General features: G+C 69.7%; 16 protein-coding genes. 9 read left to right on the top strand and 7 right to left on the bottom strand.

Annotation, left to right across the window (positions count from 1 at the left end; all coding sequences use genetic code 11):
- The first annotated feature begins 23 nt into the window (after window positions 1-23).
- Window positions 24-1,154, top strand: a complete 1,131-nt coding sequence (locus tag LC438_RS00295; RefSeq protein ID WP_223585461.1) for an aminotransferase class V-fold PLP-dependent enzyme — start codon at window positions 24-26, stop codon at window positions 1,152-1,154.
- Window positions 1,155-1,215: 61 nt separating this feature from the next.
- On the opposite strand, the gene LC438_RS00290 is transcribed toward LC438_RS00295, so the two are convergent.
- Complete coding sequence (locus LC438_RS00290; protein WP_223585460.1) at window positions 1,216-2,340, bottom strand: Xaa-Pro peptidase family protein; 1,125 nt, start codon at window positions 2,338-2,340, stop codon at window positions 1,216-1,218.
- Window positions 2,341-2,350: 10 nt separating this feature from the next.
- A complete protein-coding gene (locus LC438_RS00285) occupies window positions 2,351-4,888 on the bottom strand; it encodes a LuxR family transcriptional regulator (protein WP_223585459.1) in 2,538 nt (845 codons plus the stop codon).
- Window positions 4,889-5,055: 167 nt separating this feature from the next.
- On the opposite strand from LC438_RS00285, the gene LC438_RS00280 reads away from it, so the two are divergent.
- Window positions 5,056-7,125, top strand: a complete 2,070-nt coding sequence (locus LC438_RS00280) for an LPXTG cell wall anchor domain-containing protein (protein ID WP_223585458.1) — start codon at window positions 5,056-5,058, stop codon at window positions 7,123-7,125.
- Window positions 7,126-7,214: 89 nt separating this feature from the next.
- A complete protein-coding gene (locus LC438_RS00275) occupies window positions 7,215-7,490 on the top strand; it encodes a hypothetical protein (RefSeq protein ID WP_105673414.1) in 276 nt (91 codons plus the stop codon).
- Between the two features lie 105 nt (window positions 7,491-7,595).
- On the opposite strand, the gene LC438_RS00270 is transcribed toward LC438_RS00275, so the two are convergent.
- Both LC438_RS00270 and LC438_RS00265 read right to left on the bottom strand, forming a co-directional pair.
- Window positions 7,596-8,669, bottom strand: a complete 1,074-nt coding sequence (locus tag LC438_RS00270; RefSeq protein ID WP_223585457.1) for a 3-deoxy-7-phosphoheptulonate synthase — start codon at window positions 8,667-8,669, stop codon at window positions 7,596-7,598.
- A 191-nt stretch (window positions 8,670-8,860) separates the two neighbouring features.
- Entirely contained in the window at window positions 8,861-9,307 is a 447-nt protein-coding gene (locus LC438_RS00265; RefSeq protein ID WP_105673416.1) for a DUF1801 domain-containing protein, read from the bottom strand.
- A gap of 187 nt (window positions 9,308-9,494) precedes the next feature.
- Between LC438_RS00265 and LC438_RS00260 the strand changes: the two genes are divergently transcribed.
- Window positions 9,495-9,917 (top strand): NUDIX hydrolase, encoded by a 423-nt coding sequence (locus LC438_RS00260; protein WP_223585456.1) that lies wholly within the window; start codon window positions 9,495-9,497, stop codon window positions 9,915-9,917.
- 143 nt (window positions 9,918-10,060) lie between these two features.
- Here LC438_RS00260 and LC438_RS00255 read toward each other — a convergent pair whose 3' ends face one another.
- Both LC438_RS00255 and LC438_RS00250 read right to left on the bottom strand, forming a co-directional pair.
- Window positions 10,061-10,522 carry an aminoacyl-tRNA deacylase gene (locus LC438_RS00255; protein ID WP_181155854.1) on the bottom strand — a complete coding sequence of 154 codons (462 nt, stop codon included), beginning with the start codon at window positions 10,520-10,522 and terminating at the stop codon, window positions 10,061-10,063.
- Window positions 10,523-10,583: 61 nt separating this feature from the next.
- Window positions 10,584-11,087 (bottom strand): DNA helicase, encoded by a 504-nt coding sequence (locus LC438_RS00250; RefSeq protein WP_105673526.1) that lies wholly within the window; start codon window positions 11,085-11,087, stop codon window positions 10,584-10,586.
- A gap of 106 nt (window positions 11,088-11,193) precedes the next feature.
- Between LC438_RS00250 and LC438_RS00245 the strand changes: the two genes are divergently transcribed.
- Both LC438_RS00245 and LC438_RS00240 read left to right on the top strand, forming a co-directional pair.
- Window positions 11,194-11,751 (top strand): peptidylprolyl isomerase, encoded by a 558-nt coding sequence (locus LC438_RS00245; protein ID WP_105673418.1) that lies wholly within the window; start codon window positions 11,194-11,196, stop codon window positions 11,749-11,751.
- Between the two features lie 20 nt (window positions 11,752-11,771).
- Window positions 11,772-12,665, top strand: a complete 894-nt coding sequence (locus tag LC438_RS00240; protein WP_223585455.1) for a rhomboid family intramembrane serine protease — start codon at window positions 11,772-11,774, stop codon at window positions 12,663-12,665.
- Between the two features lie 499 nt (window positions 12,666-13,164).
- Here the strand turns inward: LC438_RS00240 and LC438_RS00235 are convergent, their stop codons facing one another.
- Entirely contained in the window at window positions 13,165-13,404 is a 240-nt protein-coding gene (locus LC438_RS00235) for a cell division protein CrgA (RefSeq protein ID WP_105673420.1), read from the bottom strand.
- A gap of 92 nt (window positions 13,405-13,496) precedes the next feature.
- On the opposite strand from LC438_RS00235, the gene LC438_RS00230 reads away from it, so the two are divergent.
- The 3 genes from LC438_RS00230 to LC438_RS00220 are packed head-to-tail and all read left to right on the top strand — an operon-like array spanning window position 13,497 to window position 15,094.
- The gene (locus LC438_RS00230; RefSeq protein ID WP_223585454.1) at window positions 13,497-14,291 is read left to right on the top strand and encodes a class E sortase; all 795 of its coding nucleotides are present in this window, start codon (window positions 13,497-13,499) and stop codon (window positions 14,289-14,291) included.
- Between the two features lie 15 nt (window positions 14,292-14,306).
- Window positions 14,307-14,462, top strand: a complete 156-nt coding sequence (locus LC438_RS00225; RefSeq protein ID WP_146114275.1) for a DUF4175 domain-containing protein — start codon at window positions 14,307-14,309, stop codon at window positions 14,460-14,462.
- The gene (locus tag LC438_RS00220; protein ID WP_223585453.1) at window positions 14,459-15,094 is read left to right on the top strand and encodes an aminodeoxychorismate/anthranilate synthase component II; all 636 of its coding nucleotides are present in this window, start codon (window positions 14,459-14,461) and stop codon (window positions 15,092-15,094) included. Before LC438_RS00225 ends, LC438_RS00220 begins: the two co-directional genes overlap by 4 nt.
- The last annotated feature ends 23 nt before the right edge of the window (window positions 15,095-15,117 follow it).

Genomic DNA, 15,117 nt, shown 5'->3' with positions numbered 1-15,117 from the left:
AGCCCACCTGACACACTGGGGCGATGAGCCTTCCTCACGACGACATCGATCCGGACGGACTGCTGGAGTACTCGGTGGTCTTCACCGATCGGTCGCTGAACCACATGTCCGCCCGCTTCGTCGCGGTCATGCAGCAGACCCTCGAGATCCTGCGCGAGGCGTACGGCGCGGAGGACGCGGTCGTGGTCAACGGCGGCGGCAGCTACGCGATGGAGTCGGTGGCGCGGCAGCTCGCGACGGGGCGCCGCGCGCTCATCGTCCGCAACGGGCTGTTCTCCTACCGGTGGTCGCAGATCCTCGAGACCGGCGGCATCGCGTCATCCGTCGTCGTGTGCACGGCGCGCCCCGACGGCGACGACGCGCAGGCGGAGTGGAGCCCCGCGCCGATCGACGAGGTCGTCGCCGCGATCCGGTCGTCCCGGCCGGACGTCGTGTTCGCCCCGCACGTCGAGACGGCCGCGGGCATGATCCTGCCCGACTCGTACGTCAGGGCCCTCGCCGACGCCGTGCACGAGGTCGGCGGAGTGCTCGTGCTGGACTGCATCGCCTCTGGGGCCATGTGGGTCGACATGACGGCGCTCGACGTCGACGTGCTGATCAGCGCCCCGCAGAAGGGCTGGAGCGGATCCCCCGGCGTCGGCTACGTCATGCTCGGAGAGCGAGGACGGGATGCCGTCGTCGCCGGCGCCACGACGAGCTTCGCTCTGGACCTCGGGCGCTGGCTCGCGATCTCCGACGGCTACCGCGACGGAACAGCGGGGTATCACGCGACGATGCCGACCGACACGATCGCCCACAACCTCGCGCAGATGATCGAGACGCGCGGGCTCGGCTTCGCCGCCCTGCGGGACGCGCAGGTCGAGCTCGGAGCGAGAGTGCGGGCGCTCCTCGCCGCACGGGGTCTGCCGTCGGTGGCTGCGGAGGGGGTGGCCGCACCGAGCGTGGTCGTCGTGCACACCGACGATCCGGGGCTCCGCAGCGGTGCGCGCTTCCGCGCGGAGGGCGTGCAGATCGCCGCCGGGGTGCCCCTGCACTGCGGCGAGCCCGATGCCTTCTCGACCTTCCGGGTCGGACTCTTCGGCCTCGACAAGCTCACCGACGTCGACGGCGCGGTCGCGCGGCTCGAAGCGGCTCTCGACCGCATGGGGGTCTGACAGGCCTCGATCCGCGTACCCGGCGAGCTCGATCGGCTCCGCAGGGACGATCCGCCCGGCGTCAGTCGCCGACCGAGCGCAGGTCGTGCGGCGCGAGGTTGAGGCGCTCGCCGCCGTCGGCGGTCACGATGACGATGTCCTCGATGCGCGCGCCCCAGGACCCGGCGAAGTAGATGCCCGGCTCGATGCTGAAGGCCATCCCCTCGCGCACGACCAGGTCGTTGCCGGGCGCGATGTACGGCTCCTCGTGCACCGAGACGCCGATGCCGTGTCCGGTGCGGTGCAGGAAGGCCTCGCCGAAGCCGGCATCCGTCAGCACATCGCGCGCGGCGGCATCCACCTGCTGGGCCGTCGCTCCCGGTCGCACCGCGTCGACGGCGGCCTGCTGGGCGCGCACGAGCACGGCGATCCGCTCGGCCGCGTCGGGAGACGAGGGACGTCCGACGACGTAGGTGCGGGTGCTGTCGGAGTTGTAGCCGCTGGGCACGGCGCCGCCGATGTCGACCACGACGACATCGCCGTCCTCGATCACGCGGTCGGACACCTCATGGTGCGGATCCGCCCCGTTCGGCCCTGAGCCGACGATCACGAACTCCACGGTGCGGTGCCCCTCGGCGATGATCGCCTCCGCGATGTCCGCGGCGACCTCCCGCTCCGTGCGACCTGCGCGCAGCCACTCCGGCACCCGCCGATGCACCGCGTCGATCGCCGCGCCGGCACGTCGCAGCTCCACGATCTCGGCGGCATCCTTGATCATCCGGCTCTCGCGCAGCACGGGGGTGGCGAGTTCGAGCCGCACACCCAGGCGCTCGGCCAGCGGGATCACGTGCAGTGCGGGCAGCGCATCCGACACCCCCACCCGCGACACCGCGCCCAGGGCAGAGGCCACGAGGTCGTAGGGGTTCTCGCCGTCGACCCAGTCGGCGACGGCCAGCCCCAGCTCGCCGACCGCGGTGCTGCGGACCTTCGCGAGCTCCATGCGCGGCACGACGATGGTCGCGGCGGCGCCGGGACGCACCACCAGGGCGGTGAGGCGCTCGATCGTGTCGCCCTCCACCCCCACCAGATACTGCAGGTCGGGTCCTGGACCCACGACGATGCCGTCGATCCCTGCATCCGCAGCGAGGGCCGCAGCCCGGTCGAGTCGATCGGCGTACACGGAAGCGGGGAACGGCGTTGTGCTCACGACGTCAACGCTACTGCGCAGGTCGGCCCGGCGGAACGGAAGGCTGCGTGCCGTCGAGATGGCGTGCGATGCCCGCGCGCGAGCGCAGACCCGTCTTCTGCAGGATGCGTGCGACGTGACTCTCCACGGTGCGAGGGCTCAGATGCAGCCGTTCGGCGATCATGCGGTTCGTGTGTCCGTCGGCCACGAGCTCCGCGACGTCCTGCTCCCGCGGAGTGAGCGCGTCGAGCGGAACATCCTCCTCGGCCGTGGGAGCGCCGAACCGGGCGATCGCGGCTTCCGCGAAGCGCCGATACAGCACGGCGCCCGCTCGATCGAACAGGTCCGCGGCCTCGCGGGCGTCGGCGAGAGCATCCGCCATCCTGCCCTGACGCACGCGCAGCTGGGCGCGGAACATCGTTCCGTGCCCGATCTGGGACGGGTGGTCCGCGCGTCTCCCCCACTCGATGGCCGCCTCGGCGTGAGCGAGCGCCTCGTCGAGATCGCCCCGCGCGACGGCGAGCTCACCGAGACCGATGTGCTTCTGCGAGGCGAAGATGTCGTGGCGATCGATCTCCAGAGCCTCGAGATCGGCGGGCTGGCCGAGCACGATCGAACCGCGGCAGATGAACAGGCGCACGACACGACGCCACCACAGGATCTGCGGCAGCCCCGCCTCCACGAGTCTCCGGTGGCGGTTCGCGAACTCCTCCGCGCTCACCCGACCGGGTGCGGCGACCAGCGACGCGGTGAGCGCCAGCGGAACGGCGTCCGGCCAGTTGTACTTCTCCGACGCCGCTATCGCCAGTTCGCTGAGCTCTTCAGCCTCGGCGCACCGATCCAGGGGGATGCAGAGGAAGGCGAGGATCAGATAGAGGTGAGGCAGCACGTGAAAGCGCCCGTGCGACTCGGCGAGGCGGATGCCGCGCTCCACGAGGCGGGCGCCGTCGTCGAAGTCGGCCAGGAAGTGCGCGCACCACCCCATCGCCGTGACGACGTCGAGAACGGGCAGCAGCTCCGACGCGGTGAGCGTCTCGAAGCCGTCCTTGGCGATGCGGTAGGCCTCCCGACCGCGATCGAGATCCCCCACCCTGAGGTGCGACAGCGCGCGCAGCCCGGCGAGGGCGGTGGCGTGCCCCGGCCGCTCGTCGTCTTCTCTGAGCCAGGCCCTGGCATCGATCTCGTAGTCGCCGTCGTGCATGACGGCCAGGGTCGCCAGCTCGACGATCACCTCGGGAGCGAGGGTCGCCGCTCCGATGTCCCGCGCGAGTTCGAACGCCTCGTCGGGTCGGCCCTGGATGCGCAGCGACTGCATCAGAAGGGAGAGGGCCTCCCCCGTCGGCTGCTCGGAGACATGCGCCTCGCGCAGCACCCGCTCGGCCTCGACGGGCCGTCCGTCGAGCAGGAGCGCACGCGCCAGCCCCAGGTCCCGAGCGCGATGAGGGATCCTCGTCGTTCGCATGAGCATCGCGATGCTGCTGCGCGGAGACGTCGAGGTCACGATCGCCGCGGCATCCACGATCGTCTGGATCTCGTCCTCGGTCAGATGCGAGCCGAGCTGCTGCAGATGGGAGGCGCGTTCCAGCAGGTCCGACGCGCTCTCGGCGGCGAGGCGGTGCGCTCGCCGCCGAGCACCGGCCCGCATGTGGCGATAGGCGGCCGCGCGGATGAACGGATGAACGATCCTCAGCTCGTCCGCGTCGATGAGGCCGCGGCGGGCCAGGCGGTCGGCCGCGTCGGCGAGGGCGTCATCGGTCGGGGAGCCGTCGGAGAAGGTGCCATCCATCCGGACGAGTCGTGCGAGCGCGGCGGGGGCGACCGCCGGGGTGAGCGAGAGGGCATGCAGCAGCGTCAGCGCGGGCGCGTCCAGTGTGCTGAACTCCCCGCGGAGAGCGTCGCCGATCTCGAGCGGTTCGCGCGCGTCGGTCCGGGCGGGTGCATCCCGCGCGGCATCCGCGAGCAGGCGGAGGAACAGCGGGTTCCCGCCGGCGAGCTCCACGAGGGCATCGTCATCGGCGCCGTGCTGGCGGAGGAGGTCAGCGGCCTCATCGTCGGCGAGCGGTGCGAGGCCGATGCGGTGCACCTGGGCGCCTCCGCGTGCGACCGCGTGCAGCAGCGTGTCCGGTACGGTGCCGGTTCGGAAGCACAGCACCAGGACGAGACCCGTCGTGGTGGGGTCGGCCAGCAGCCCTTCGATCAGCTCCGCGGCAGGGTCGTCCAGCCAGTGGGCGTCGTCGATCATCAGCACGGTCGGTGAGCTCGACAGCGCGTCGCGGACATCGCGCTGCAGGGCACGCGGTGCTCGCTGGGCGAGAAGCAGGGCGAGGTCGGCATGCAGGAGATCCTCGACGATCGCTCGGATGCCGCCGAGGGGGATGTTCGTCGCGATCTCATCAGGGCGGGCGAAGAGCGTGCGCTGAGGAGGCCCCGAACGCAGGAACTCTCCGACGAGAGCGGTCTTGCCGATCCCGATCGGTCCCTCGATGAGGATGATCCGGTGGGGAGCGTCGGCGGACGTCTCGGCGTGCGTGATCAGGCGATCGAGCTCGTCTCGACGTCCGATGAACATGTGCTCTCCCCTCCGCGCACAGAATGAGAATAGTGGGATATCGCTTCCCACGGGGCTTTTCTCGAACCATTCGATCAATTGCCGTGTTTCTACGGATGCGCGCTCTTCAGCCCGATTCATAGCCTGTGCATGATTGTGTCCGCCGACCCCAGTACAGGAACCACTCGATGACATCGCAGCTACGCACACGCCTCAGGCGCCTCCTCGGCGCGGGCACCGGCATCGCCCTCGCCGTCGGCCTCAGCGCCGTCGTGATCGCGGCGCCAGCCCAGGCCGCCACACAGGACGGCGTCTACGTCGGGGAGAACAGCCACGGGTACGACATCACGATCACGGTGTCGGACGGCAAGGTGACGGACGTCGCCACCACCTCCACGATCTTCTGCGGGCTCAACCCGCCGATCCCCTCTCCGCTCACGTTCAACGACATCCCCGACACGGCCATCGGCGCGGACGGGACCTTCCAGGCCAACTGGACCTATCAGATCGATGCCGACTATCACGCCGAGTACTGGCTGGGCGGGACCTTCCACGACGACGGCACGGTCACGAGCTCCGGATCGAACGCCGCCGACATGGTCGGCGCAGGGCTGCAGTGCACGGGCACGCAGTTCACCTACGACGCGGCCGTCGACGGCACCCCTGCGCCGCAGATCACGGTGAATCCGAACCCCGCGACGCTGTCGCAGATCACCGATCCGGCCGGTGTCGTGCGCTTCACGGGCACCGGCTTCGCACCGGACAGCTCGGTCGCTCTCCTCGTGGACGGCCAGCAGGCGGCGACGCGCACGGCGGGTGCCGACGGCTCCGTCGAGGTCATCCTGCACTGGCCGAACGCCACGGTCGGCGACCACGTCGTGAAATTCACGAGCGGAGCGCGTACGGCCCAGACGACGTTCACCGTCGTGGCAGACCCGACCTATACGCCGACGGCGGCGGTGAGCCCGTCGACCACGACGGTCTCCGCGCTCGCCGGCGCCGGCGTCTCCGTCACGGGCGCGGGGTTCCCGCCGTCCGCGGCGGTCACCATCGCGTTCGACGGCACCACCGTCACGACCGTCGACAGCGGCGCAGACGGCTCTGTCGGTTACACGCTCTCCCGCGCAGCCGTCGCACCGGGGGCGCACACGATCACACTGACCAGCGGGCAGTGGTCGGCATCCGCCGCGCTGACCGTCGAGGCCGACCCGGTCGTCTACCACCCGACGGTGCTCGTCACCCCCGACACGATCTCGCAGTCGGAGCTCGCGTCGGCGGGCATCCAGGTGCAGGGCAGCGGCTTCCCCGAGAACGCGCCGGTCGAGGTTCTCTTCGACGGCGCCGTGGTCACGACCGCGATCACCAGCGACACCGGAGCGGTCGCGACGTCCGTCCTCCGCTCTGGCGTCGCGGCCGGCACATCGACGGTGCTCGTGCGCAGCGGTCAGTGGCAGGCATCCGACACGGTCGTCGTCACGGCCGACCCGATCGATCCGGCCGACGTCACCCTCACTCCGTCGGAGATCGCGACCGGTGCGCTGGAGGCCGACGGGATCGCGCTCACGGCGGAGGGCCTGCCGGCTGAGGTCCCGGTCCGCGTCCTGTTCGACGGCACCCAGGTTGCGACGTTCACCGCATCCGCCACGGGCACGGGGTCGGCGTCGTTCACGGTGCCCGATGTCGCACCGGGCAGGCACACCGTGCAGCTCGTGCAGGGGCCGGGCTTCGCACCGCGGGGCGAGGCGCTCGCCGCCTTCGCGCCGGGCGACGTCCTCGGCGAGGCCGAACTGCAGGTCACCGCTGATCCGGCATCCCCCGGACTCGTGCTGAGCGTCTCGCGGATCGCGACCGACTCGCTGGCCGCCACGGGCGTTCAGCTCGCGGGCACCGGGTTCACCCCCGGTCAGGCGGTCGCGGTCCTCTTCGACGGTCAGGAGGTCGGCGCCGCGCTCGCGGATGCCAGCGGTTCCGTCTCGTTCACCCTCCGCCGCGCGGGCGTCGCGCCCGGCGACCATCCGATCGCGCTCACCCAGGGCGATCTCCGATCCGAGGCCGTCCTGACGGTCACCGCCGCCTCGCAGCCGGGCACCCCAGGCCCTGGCACGTCGAACCCCGGGACGCCGGGTCAGGCGGGCGGGACCTCAGGCGGCCTCGCCGCTACCGGGACGGATGCCGGTCTCTGGACCGGTGTCGCCGGTGCCGCTCTGGCGCTGATGGCCGCGGGAGCGCTCATCGTCGTCCGACGCAGGCGCGCATAGCGGGAGGCTCGGGGCCGTACCCGGGCCGCGCACTCCTCACGGTGCGCGGCGGGTGCGGCCCCGTGGTTCTCGCGACGTAGGATCAGAGGGTGCTGATCGGTCTGATGCGTCCCGTCGAAACCACCTCCGTCCGGGTGGAGGGCGCCGACCTCGCCGAGATCCAGACTCTGCTCGAGGCGCACCGGCCCGCCGGCTTCGATCTGATCTCCTCGCCTGTCGAGATGATCAAGGGGGCGGCGGTGCTCAAGTCCGTCGGGACGTTCGCTCGCCGCGACCAGGTCACCGAAGTGCAGGCCGACGACCTCGATGCCCTGCACGCGAAGGTGCCCGAGGGCTGGCAGCTCCTGAACGTCCGCGTCGCCTGACGCCTCTCCTTCGACTCGCGGGCTGCTCCGGTCGCAAACCGGGTCCCGAATCTGCGCAGTTCGCGACCGGGCCTGCGACCGGAACAGGCCGGCGGGAGCACCCGATCAGCGCGCTCGCACCCCGGCGGCCAGCTCGGCGAGGGCCGTGACGGTGGCGTCCCAGCCCATGCACGCATCCGTCACGCTCTGACCGCGCACCAGTCCGGCAGGACCGGCGGCGACGTCGAGCTTCTGGGCGCCCGCGACGAGGTTGCTCTCCAGCATGACTCCGGCGATCGCCCGCCCGTCGGCGGCGATCTGCGCGGCGAGCTCGGTCACGACCTCGGCCTGGCGCAGGTGGTCCTTGCCGCTGTTGCCGTGGCTGGCGTCGATCACGAGCCTGTCGGTGAGTCCGGATGCCGCCAGCCGCTCCGACGCGCGCCGCACGTGCTCCACCCCGTAGTTCGGTCCGTCCGCCCCGCCGCGGAGGATCACCGACGTGTCGGGGTTGCCCGTCGTGGTGACGAGGCTCGCGCGTCCGTCGGCGCCGATCCCGAGGAAGGCCTGCGGAGCGGATGCCGCGGCCGCAGCATCCAGGGCGACCTGCAGCCCGCCGTCCGTGCCGTTCTTGAACCCGATCGGCATCGACAGCCCGGATGCCAGCTGGCGGTGGATCTGGCTCTCGGTGGTCCGCGCACCGATCGCGCCCCAGGTCACCAGGTCCGCGGTGTACTGCGGGCTGATCGGCTCCAGGAACTCGGTGGCGCACGGCATCCCCAGTGCCGTCACATCGCGCAGGAACGACCGTGCCATCCGCAGCCCGGCCTCGATGTCGTGGCTGCCGTCGAGGTGCGGGTCGTTGATCAGGCCCTTCCATCCGACCGTGGTGCGCGGCTTCTCGAAGTACGTGCGCATCACGACGAGCAGCTCCCCGCTGTGCTTCTCGGCCTCGCGCACCAGACGTCCGGCGTACTCCAGCCCCGCGTCGGGGTCGTGGATCGAGCACGGGCCGACGACGACGAGCAGACGGTCGTCCTCCCCCGTCATGATACGGCGAGTCTCGTCGCGAGTGCGCGAGACGAGGGCGGAGCGCTCGTCTCCCACCGGCAGCTCCGCGGCGATCTCGCCGGGCGCGGGGATGGTGGTGAAGCTCGCGACGTGCAGGTCGGCGGTGGCGTCGACGGTGGCGGTGTCGTTCACGGGGTGGGTCCTGTCCACTAAGGGCGGACCCGATGCAGAGCCCGCCGAAACGGCGAAGGGCAGAGCGGATGCTCTGCCCTGTCGGCTCTGAAGGTGTCGGTACGCGTCAGTGTCGCGACGGCCCCTCCAGAGCCGACTCGAAATACGCATACCAATTGGTCATGGAGAAGACCCTACCCCATGCGGAGAGGTCATCCGGCCGCGAGGCGGATCCGTTCGGCGAGGAACGAGCGGTTGGCCTCGTCGAGCTCGAGGACGGCGTAGGCCACCGGCCACATCGTGCCGTCGTCGAGCTGTGCGGGCTGCTCGAAGCCGAATGTGCCGTAGCGGGTCTTGAACTTGCTCGCGGGCTGGAAGAAGCACAGCACCTTGCCGTCCTTGCCCCACGCGGGCATGCCGTAGTACGTCCGCGGCACGAGGTGAGGAGCGGCTTCGAACACCAGGGCGTGCAGGCCCTCTGCGATCACCCGGTCGTCGTCGGAGAGCTTCGCGATCGCCGCCTGCAGGTCGGCCTCCCCTTCGGCCCGAGCCTCCTCCGGCGTCTTCTTCGCACGGGAGCGCGCGGTCTTCTTCTCGGCGGCGGCCGCCTTCATGGCGTCGCGCTCCTCGGCGGTGAAGTTCTTCTCGTTGTCGGCCATGGGAGTGTCCTCTCGATCGGTGATGACCTCAGCGTACGTACGCCGACGAGCGCGCCGCTTCTCGATTCCTGATCGATCACGCAGGCCCGGGCTCCCGTCGCAAAAGGTCCCGCTCAGATCCCGTCTTTCCGGGACCTTTCGCGACGGGAGCGTCGTCGTCGATGACGAGGACGATATCGTGTGAGCCATGGACATGCGCGTCGCGGCATACGCGGTCGTCACCGATGACGATGACCGGATCCTTCTGGCGCGCTGGATCGACGGACGCCGCGTCGCGTGGACCATGCCCGGCGGCGGACTCGAAGCCGGAGAGGACCCCGAGGCGACGGTGCGCCGCGAGCTCCGCGAGGAGACCGGGTACTCCGTCAAGGTCGGCGAGCTGCTCGGCATCCACTCCCGCGTGATCCCCGCCACCCAGCGTGTGCAGAAGTCGGACTCGCCGCTGCACACCCTGCGCATCGTGTACCGCGCGAGCGTCACCGGCGGCAAGCTGCGCTTCGAGACCGAGGGCTCGACCGACATGGCGGAGTGGTTCCCCCGTGACGCCGTCGCAGGGCTCCAGCGGGTGAAGCTCGTCGACATCGCGCTGAGGATGGCCGGCATCCTCTGACCCGTCGTTGAGCGCCTTCCGAGGTCGCGCGGACGGGTGAGGCGTTTCGTCTCGGTCGCTGGCGCTCCCTCGCTCAACGACCAGTGGTGCCTTCCCCCGTCGTTGAGCGAGCGCAGCGAGACGAGACGCACTCCGCGCGCCGATCAGCCGCGCGGCTCCTCCGGCACGGTGATGTCGGCGACCGTCGCGCCGTACGCGGAGATGAGGTCATCGGCCTCGACGAACAGGCTGTAGCCGTGGGCGCCCGCACCCATCGCGATGCGTCGGCCGACGATCGACTCGTCCGCGTAGATCGGCCAGTCCGTGGTGCTGCCGATGGGCACGATGGTGCCGCGCTCGTATCCGGTGGCGGCCAGAGCCAGTTCGGGCTCCGGCAGGCGCAGCTTGTTGACGCCCACGACGGCGCGCAGCTTCGGCCACGAGATCGACCGGCCGCCGGGCACCAGGGCGAAGAGGTAGGTGTCGTCCGACCGCTTCACGACGAGCGTCTTCACGATCCCCGAAGGGTCGAGTCCGAGCAGCTCGGCGGCCTCGAACAGGCTCTTCGCCTGCGGGCGCTCACGGATCTCGATGTCGAGACCGCGGGATGCCGCGGCATCCCGCACCCGGGAATGGGGCGTTTCGTCTCGGTCGCCTGCGGCGTCCTCGCTCAACGACCTGTCCGAGTCACGCGTCGGGAGCGGACAGCGGGTCGTCGGCGACCCACAGCTCGTCGTCTGCGCGCAGCGCCTGCCATGCGGCGTAGAGCACGCCGACGGCTGCCGCGGCGCCGAGGATCAGGGCGACAACCGAGCCGAGACCCGGGCCCTTCTTCTCGGTGACGACGACGGCGCGGCCGCGCGGGGCGCTCAGGCCGTGACGCTTCGCGTTCGCGACATCCCAGGCGCTCAGAGCGGTGCCGACGACTCCGCCGACGATCGGGACGACCTTGTCGTCGACGACGTGCTTGCCGAAGCGCACGCCCTGGTCGACGACCGGTGCGACGCGACGGTTGTACGTGTCCTGAACGACGGGGACCACCTGCTCGCGATTGAAGTTGCCGAGCTGACGACCGGCCTCACGGGCGACATCGGCGGCGTGGCCGACGAGCACCTGCTGGTTCTCCCAGAGCTGGTTCGCGTCGTTCTGAAGACGACGCAGTTCCTTCTTCCGCTTGCGGCTGAGGCTCACGATGCTCTCCTGTCGTTTGGAGTACGGGTTCACCATCTTGCCACGCCATGCTGGAAGCGGCATGAAACCCGGGCAAACTCACCGGAAGCTCTGCGAGAATATGGGCATGGCTCACGCTTCTCATGTCGCAACCCTCCACACCAACCACGGTGACATCGTCATCAACCTCTTCGGCGACCACGCTCCGAAGACGGTCAAGAACTTCGTCGGCCTCGCCGACGGCACCCAGGACTGGACGCACCCCGCCACCGGCAAGCCGGGCGAGGGTCCCCTCTACAAGGACGTCATCTTCCACCGCATCATCCCGAACTTCATGATCCAGGGCGGCGACCCGCTCGGTCAGGGCGTCGGCGGTCCCGGCTACAACTTCAACGACGAGATCAACGGCGAGCTCAACTTCAACGAGCCCTACATCCTCGCGATGGCCAACGCCGGCCTGCGCCGCAACGCCATCACCGGCGAGGTCGAGGGCACCAACGGCTCGCAGTTCTTCATCACCACCGACCCGACGCCGTGGCTGCAGGGCAAGCACACGATCTTCGGCGAGGTCGCCGATGACGCCTCCAAGGCCGTCGTCGACGCGATCGCCGCCGTGCCGACCGCAGCGGGCGACCGCCCGATCGAGCCGGTCGTGCTGCAGTCGATCGACATCGTCGCGGCCTGACGCCGAGCGAGCCGATCCGGATGACGAGCTCCGAGTTCACGAGCAATCGCGACAACTACTGCTATCGGCATCCGGATCGGCAGAGCTTCGTGCTCTGCCAGCGGTGCATGCGCACGGTCTGCCCCGAGTGCCAGACCCAGGCCGCGGTCGGGGTCATCTGCCCCGAGTGCATGAAAGAAGATCGTAAGAACCGCACCCCCGCGCAGAAGAAGGCCGCGCGGCGCTGGGGCGGAGGCGGCGCGATCGCGACCGCCACCCGAAGCGGCAGGCCGGTCGTGACCTACGCGCTCCTCGCGGTCACGTCGTTCATCGGGCTGCTGCAGCTCATCCCGGGCGGTTTCGGCGACCAGATCACCGACCTGCTCTACTTCCGCTCCGTGTATCTGTACCCGAACCTCTCGGTCTTCCCCTTCGAACCCTGGCGTCTGCTCACTGCGCTGTTCGTGCACGGCAGCTTCATCCACCTCGCGCTGAACATGCTCGCGCTGTGGATGCTGGGGCAGATCGTCGAGCCCATGCTGGGTAGGAGCCGCTTCCTCGCCCTGTATCTGATCAGCGGTCTCGGCGGCTCGGTGGTCGCCGCGTGCCTCGCTCCTCTCAACGGGCTCGTCGGGGCGTCCGGCGCGATCTTCGGTCTGATGGCCGCGCTGCTCATCATCGGGCGCCACCTCGGCGGCAACGTCACCGGCATCCTGATCGTCCTCGGCGTGAACTTCGCCTTCGGACTCTTCGCCGGCGGCATCTCGTGGCAGGCGCATCTCGGCGGCATCATCACGGGCGCTCTCGTCGCGTTCGTGTACACGCGCACGCGCCGCCGCGAGCAGCGCGTATGGCAGATCGTTCTGCTCGCAGTTATCACCATTCTGTTGATCGTTGTGGTGTTCGTCGTTCCGCCGCTCGTGCTTTTGGCCTGATCGAGAGTTGTTAACAGGGTTGTTAACCCCTGTGAATAACACCGGTGTAATTCTCCCCAGCTGTGGAGAGATCTGTGGATAACTCTCACTCCTGAGTTTTTACGGGGGACGGGCGCAGGGATGTTCCCTTCGCTCGCAGAGCGGGATCCCTCCCGCTTCGCGGGCCCCTCCCGATGCTCGCTCCGGGAACATCCCTGCGCCCTTACGCCGCATCGCTGCGCTCGCTCGGGGCAGAGGGCGTGTCACATCTGTGTGCTCGCTCGGGTGACGGATCGCTGCACTCGCTCGCTGGGGGCGCATCGCTTCGCGTGCTCGCGTGGGGAGATCGGGTGAGGGGTCGTGAAGTGTCGGGTCTAGGTGCCGGGATGCGGCAGTTTGTGACTCCTGAGCGTCGGGACGCACACGCATGCGGGCGGCGCTGCGTGCTCGGGCGGGCGGGCGGAAACGAAGAAGGCCCCCTCGTCATCGAGGGGGCCTTCTTCTCAGGAAGAGGATGCGGTCAGCGCCACCGCGTGGTCATGAGGAAGCCGATCAGCGCGATGCCGAGGCCGATGGCCAGGTTCCAGTTGCCGAGACCGGGGATCGGGAACGCCATGCCGGAGATGTAGAACACGAGGATCCAGGCCAGACCCAGCAGCATGAAGCCGATCATCACGGGCTTGAACCACACCGCGTTGGGCGCAGCGTCGCCTTCGGCGCGCGTCACTTCGGGTTCTTCTGTCTTGCGGTCTCGTGCCATGCCGTCATTCTACCCACGACTCCTCGCAGCGCCGAGAATCCGGGGCTCGAGAGCGCGGCATCCGCACAGGAATCACGGATAGTATCAGCGGCATGAGTGCATCCGTCGTCTCGGGGGAGCGACGCAGGCGTCATCGCCGTCCCCGCTCGCGCGCCACTTTCACGAGCGTGCTCGGTGAGCTGCTGCTCACCGCAGGTGTCATCGTGCTGCTCTTCGTCGCCTGGCAGATGTGGATCGGCGACATCATCATCAGCGCCCAGAAGAACGAAGAGGGCGCGGCGATCTCCAAGGAATGGGCGGAGGCGCCGGCTCCCGAGCTCCCGCCGCTCGTCGAGAAGGACGACGGCACGACCGTCTACGCGCCCGTCGTGCCCGCGAAGCCGGAGAACACCGAGCAGCTCGGGCGAATGCACGTCCCGCGCTTCGGCGCGGACTACAACGTCGGCATCTACGGCGGCACCACCCGCGCGGGGACCCTCGACAAGCTCGGCATCGGCGTCTACACCGACTCGAAGATGCCGGGTGAGATCGGCAACTTCGCGATGGCCGCGCACCGCACCACGTGGGGCAAGCCCTTCAACCAGCTCGACAAGCTGCAGCTGAACGACGCGATCGTCGTCGAGACGCCCGACGGCTGGTTCACGTACCGCTTCCGCACGCTCGAGTACGTCAAGCCGACGCAGACCGACGTGCTGCTCGACGTGCCGCAGGTGCCCGGGGTCGAGACCGGAGAGCAGTACATCACGCTGACCGCCTGCTCCCCCCTGTACTCGCTCGCCGAGCGCATCGTCGCCTACGGTGTCTTCGAGAGCTTCCAGCCGCGCGCCGAGGGTCCGCCCAAGGCTCTGACCGATCCGCCGCCGCCCCCGGCCGCGCCGTCGGTGTAGGGAACGAGAGGAATCATGTACGCCGCACTCTGGCGCCTGCTGCCCGGTCCGTGGTGGCTGAGGCTCTTCATCCTGCTCGTGCTGGTCGCGGCCGTCCTGTACGCGCTGTTCTGGTTCGTGTTCCCGTGGGTCAGCCCCTTCATCACCCCGGGCGAGGTCGACGTCGAATGACGCGCGTGCTCGTCGTGGACAACCACGACAGCTTCGTGCACACCCTCGTCGGCTACCTGCGAGAGCTCGGCGCCGACGTCGAGATGATCGAGGCCGACGCGGTCGACGCGGCAGGGCTCGAGTCGCTGATGCCCGCGTTCGACGGGGTGATGCTCTCCCCCGGGCCCGGTGCGCCCGCCGACGCCGGCGCCTCGATCGACGCCGTGCGCATCGCCGCGAAGACGGGGATGCCGCTGCTCGGCGTCTGCCTCGGGCACCAGTGCATCGCCGAGGCCTTCGGTGCGCCGGTCACGGAGGCCCCGGAGCTCATGCACGGCATGGTGTCGCCGGTCGTGCACGACGACTCGGCGCTGTTCGACGGCATCCGCTCTCCGTTCGACGTCGGGCGCTATCACTCGCTCGCCGTGGCGGAGTCCGTACTGCCCCATGAACTGCGGGCGACGGCGCACGCCGATTCGGGGACGGTCATGGCGATCGCCCACGTCGGGCTGCCGATCGTCGGCGTGCAGTTCCACCCCGAGAGCGTGCTCACGGAGAGCGGCTACCGGCTGCTCGCGAACTGGCTCTCCTCGATCGGCGACGCGGATGCCGTCGCCAGAGCCGAACGGCTGCATCCGCAGTCCTCGCGCTGAGGCGCTGCGTCTGCTGGTGTGCT

The organism is Microbacterium sp. OVT16B, from assembly GCF_019969705.1.
In the GTDB taxonomy this organism is placed as follows: Bacteria; Actinomycetota; Actinomycetes; order Actinomycetales; family Microbacteriaceae; genus Microbacterium; species Microbacterium natoriense.
Note: the sequence above shows the minus strand (reverse complement) of the source record. Positions and strands in the feature narration are given on the sequence as shown.

What these genes read in the sequence shown, in the direction of transcription:
- LC438_RS00295 (WP_223585461.1), top strand. Translation starts at nt 24, where the DNA reads ATGAGCCTTCCTCACGACGACATCGATCCGGACGGACTGCTGGAGTAC.
- LC438_RS00285 (WP_223585459.1), bottom strand. Translation starts at nt 4,888, where the DNA reads ATGTTCATCGGACGTCGAGACGAGCTCGATCGCCTGATCACGCACGCC.
- LC438_RS00280 (WP_223585458.1), top strand. Translation starts at nt 5,056, where the DNA reads ATGACATCGCAGCTACGCACACGCCTCAGGCGCCTCCTCGGCGCGGGC.
- LC438_RS00265 (WP_105673416.1), bottom strand. Translation starts at nt 9,307, where the DNA reads ATGGCCGACAACGAGAAGAACTTCACCGCCGAGGAGCGCGACGCCATG.
- LC438_RS00260 (WP_223585456.1), top strand. Translation starts at nt 9,495, where the DNA reads ATGGACATGCGCGTCGCGGCATACGCGGTCGTCACCGATGACGATGAC.
- LC438_RS00245 (WP_105673418.1), top strand. Translation starts at nt 11,194, where the DNA reads ATGGCTCACGCTTCTCATGTCGCAACCCTCCACACCAACCACGGTGAC.
- LC438_RS00240 (WP_223585455.1), top strand. Translation starts at nt 11,772, where the DNA reads ATGACGAGCTCCGAGTTCACGAGCAATCGCGACAACTACTGCTATCGG.
- LC438_RS00235 (WP_105673420.1), bottom strand. Translation starts at nt 13,404, where the DNA reads ATGGCACGAGACCGCAAGACAGAAGAACCCGAAGTGACGCGCGCCGAA.
- LC438_RS00230 (WP_223585454.1), top strand. Translation starts at nt 13,497, where the DNA reads ATGAGTGCATCCGTCGTCTCGGGGGAGCGACGCAGGCGTCATCGCCGT.
- LC438_RS00225 (WP_146114275.1), top strand. Translation starts at nt 14,307, where the DNA reads ATGTACGCCGCACTCTGGCGCCTGCTGCCCGGTCCGTGGTGGCTGAGG.
- LC438_RS00220 (WP_223585453.1), top strand. Translation starts at nt 14,459, where the DNA reads ATGACGCGCGTGCTCGTCGTGGACAACCACGACAGCTTCGTGCACACC.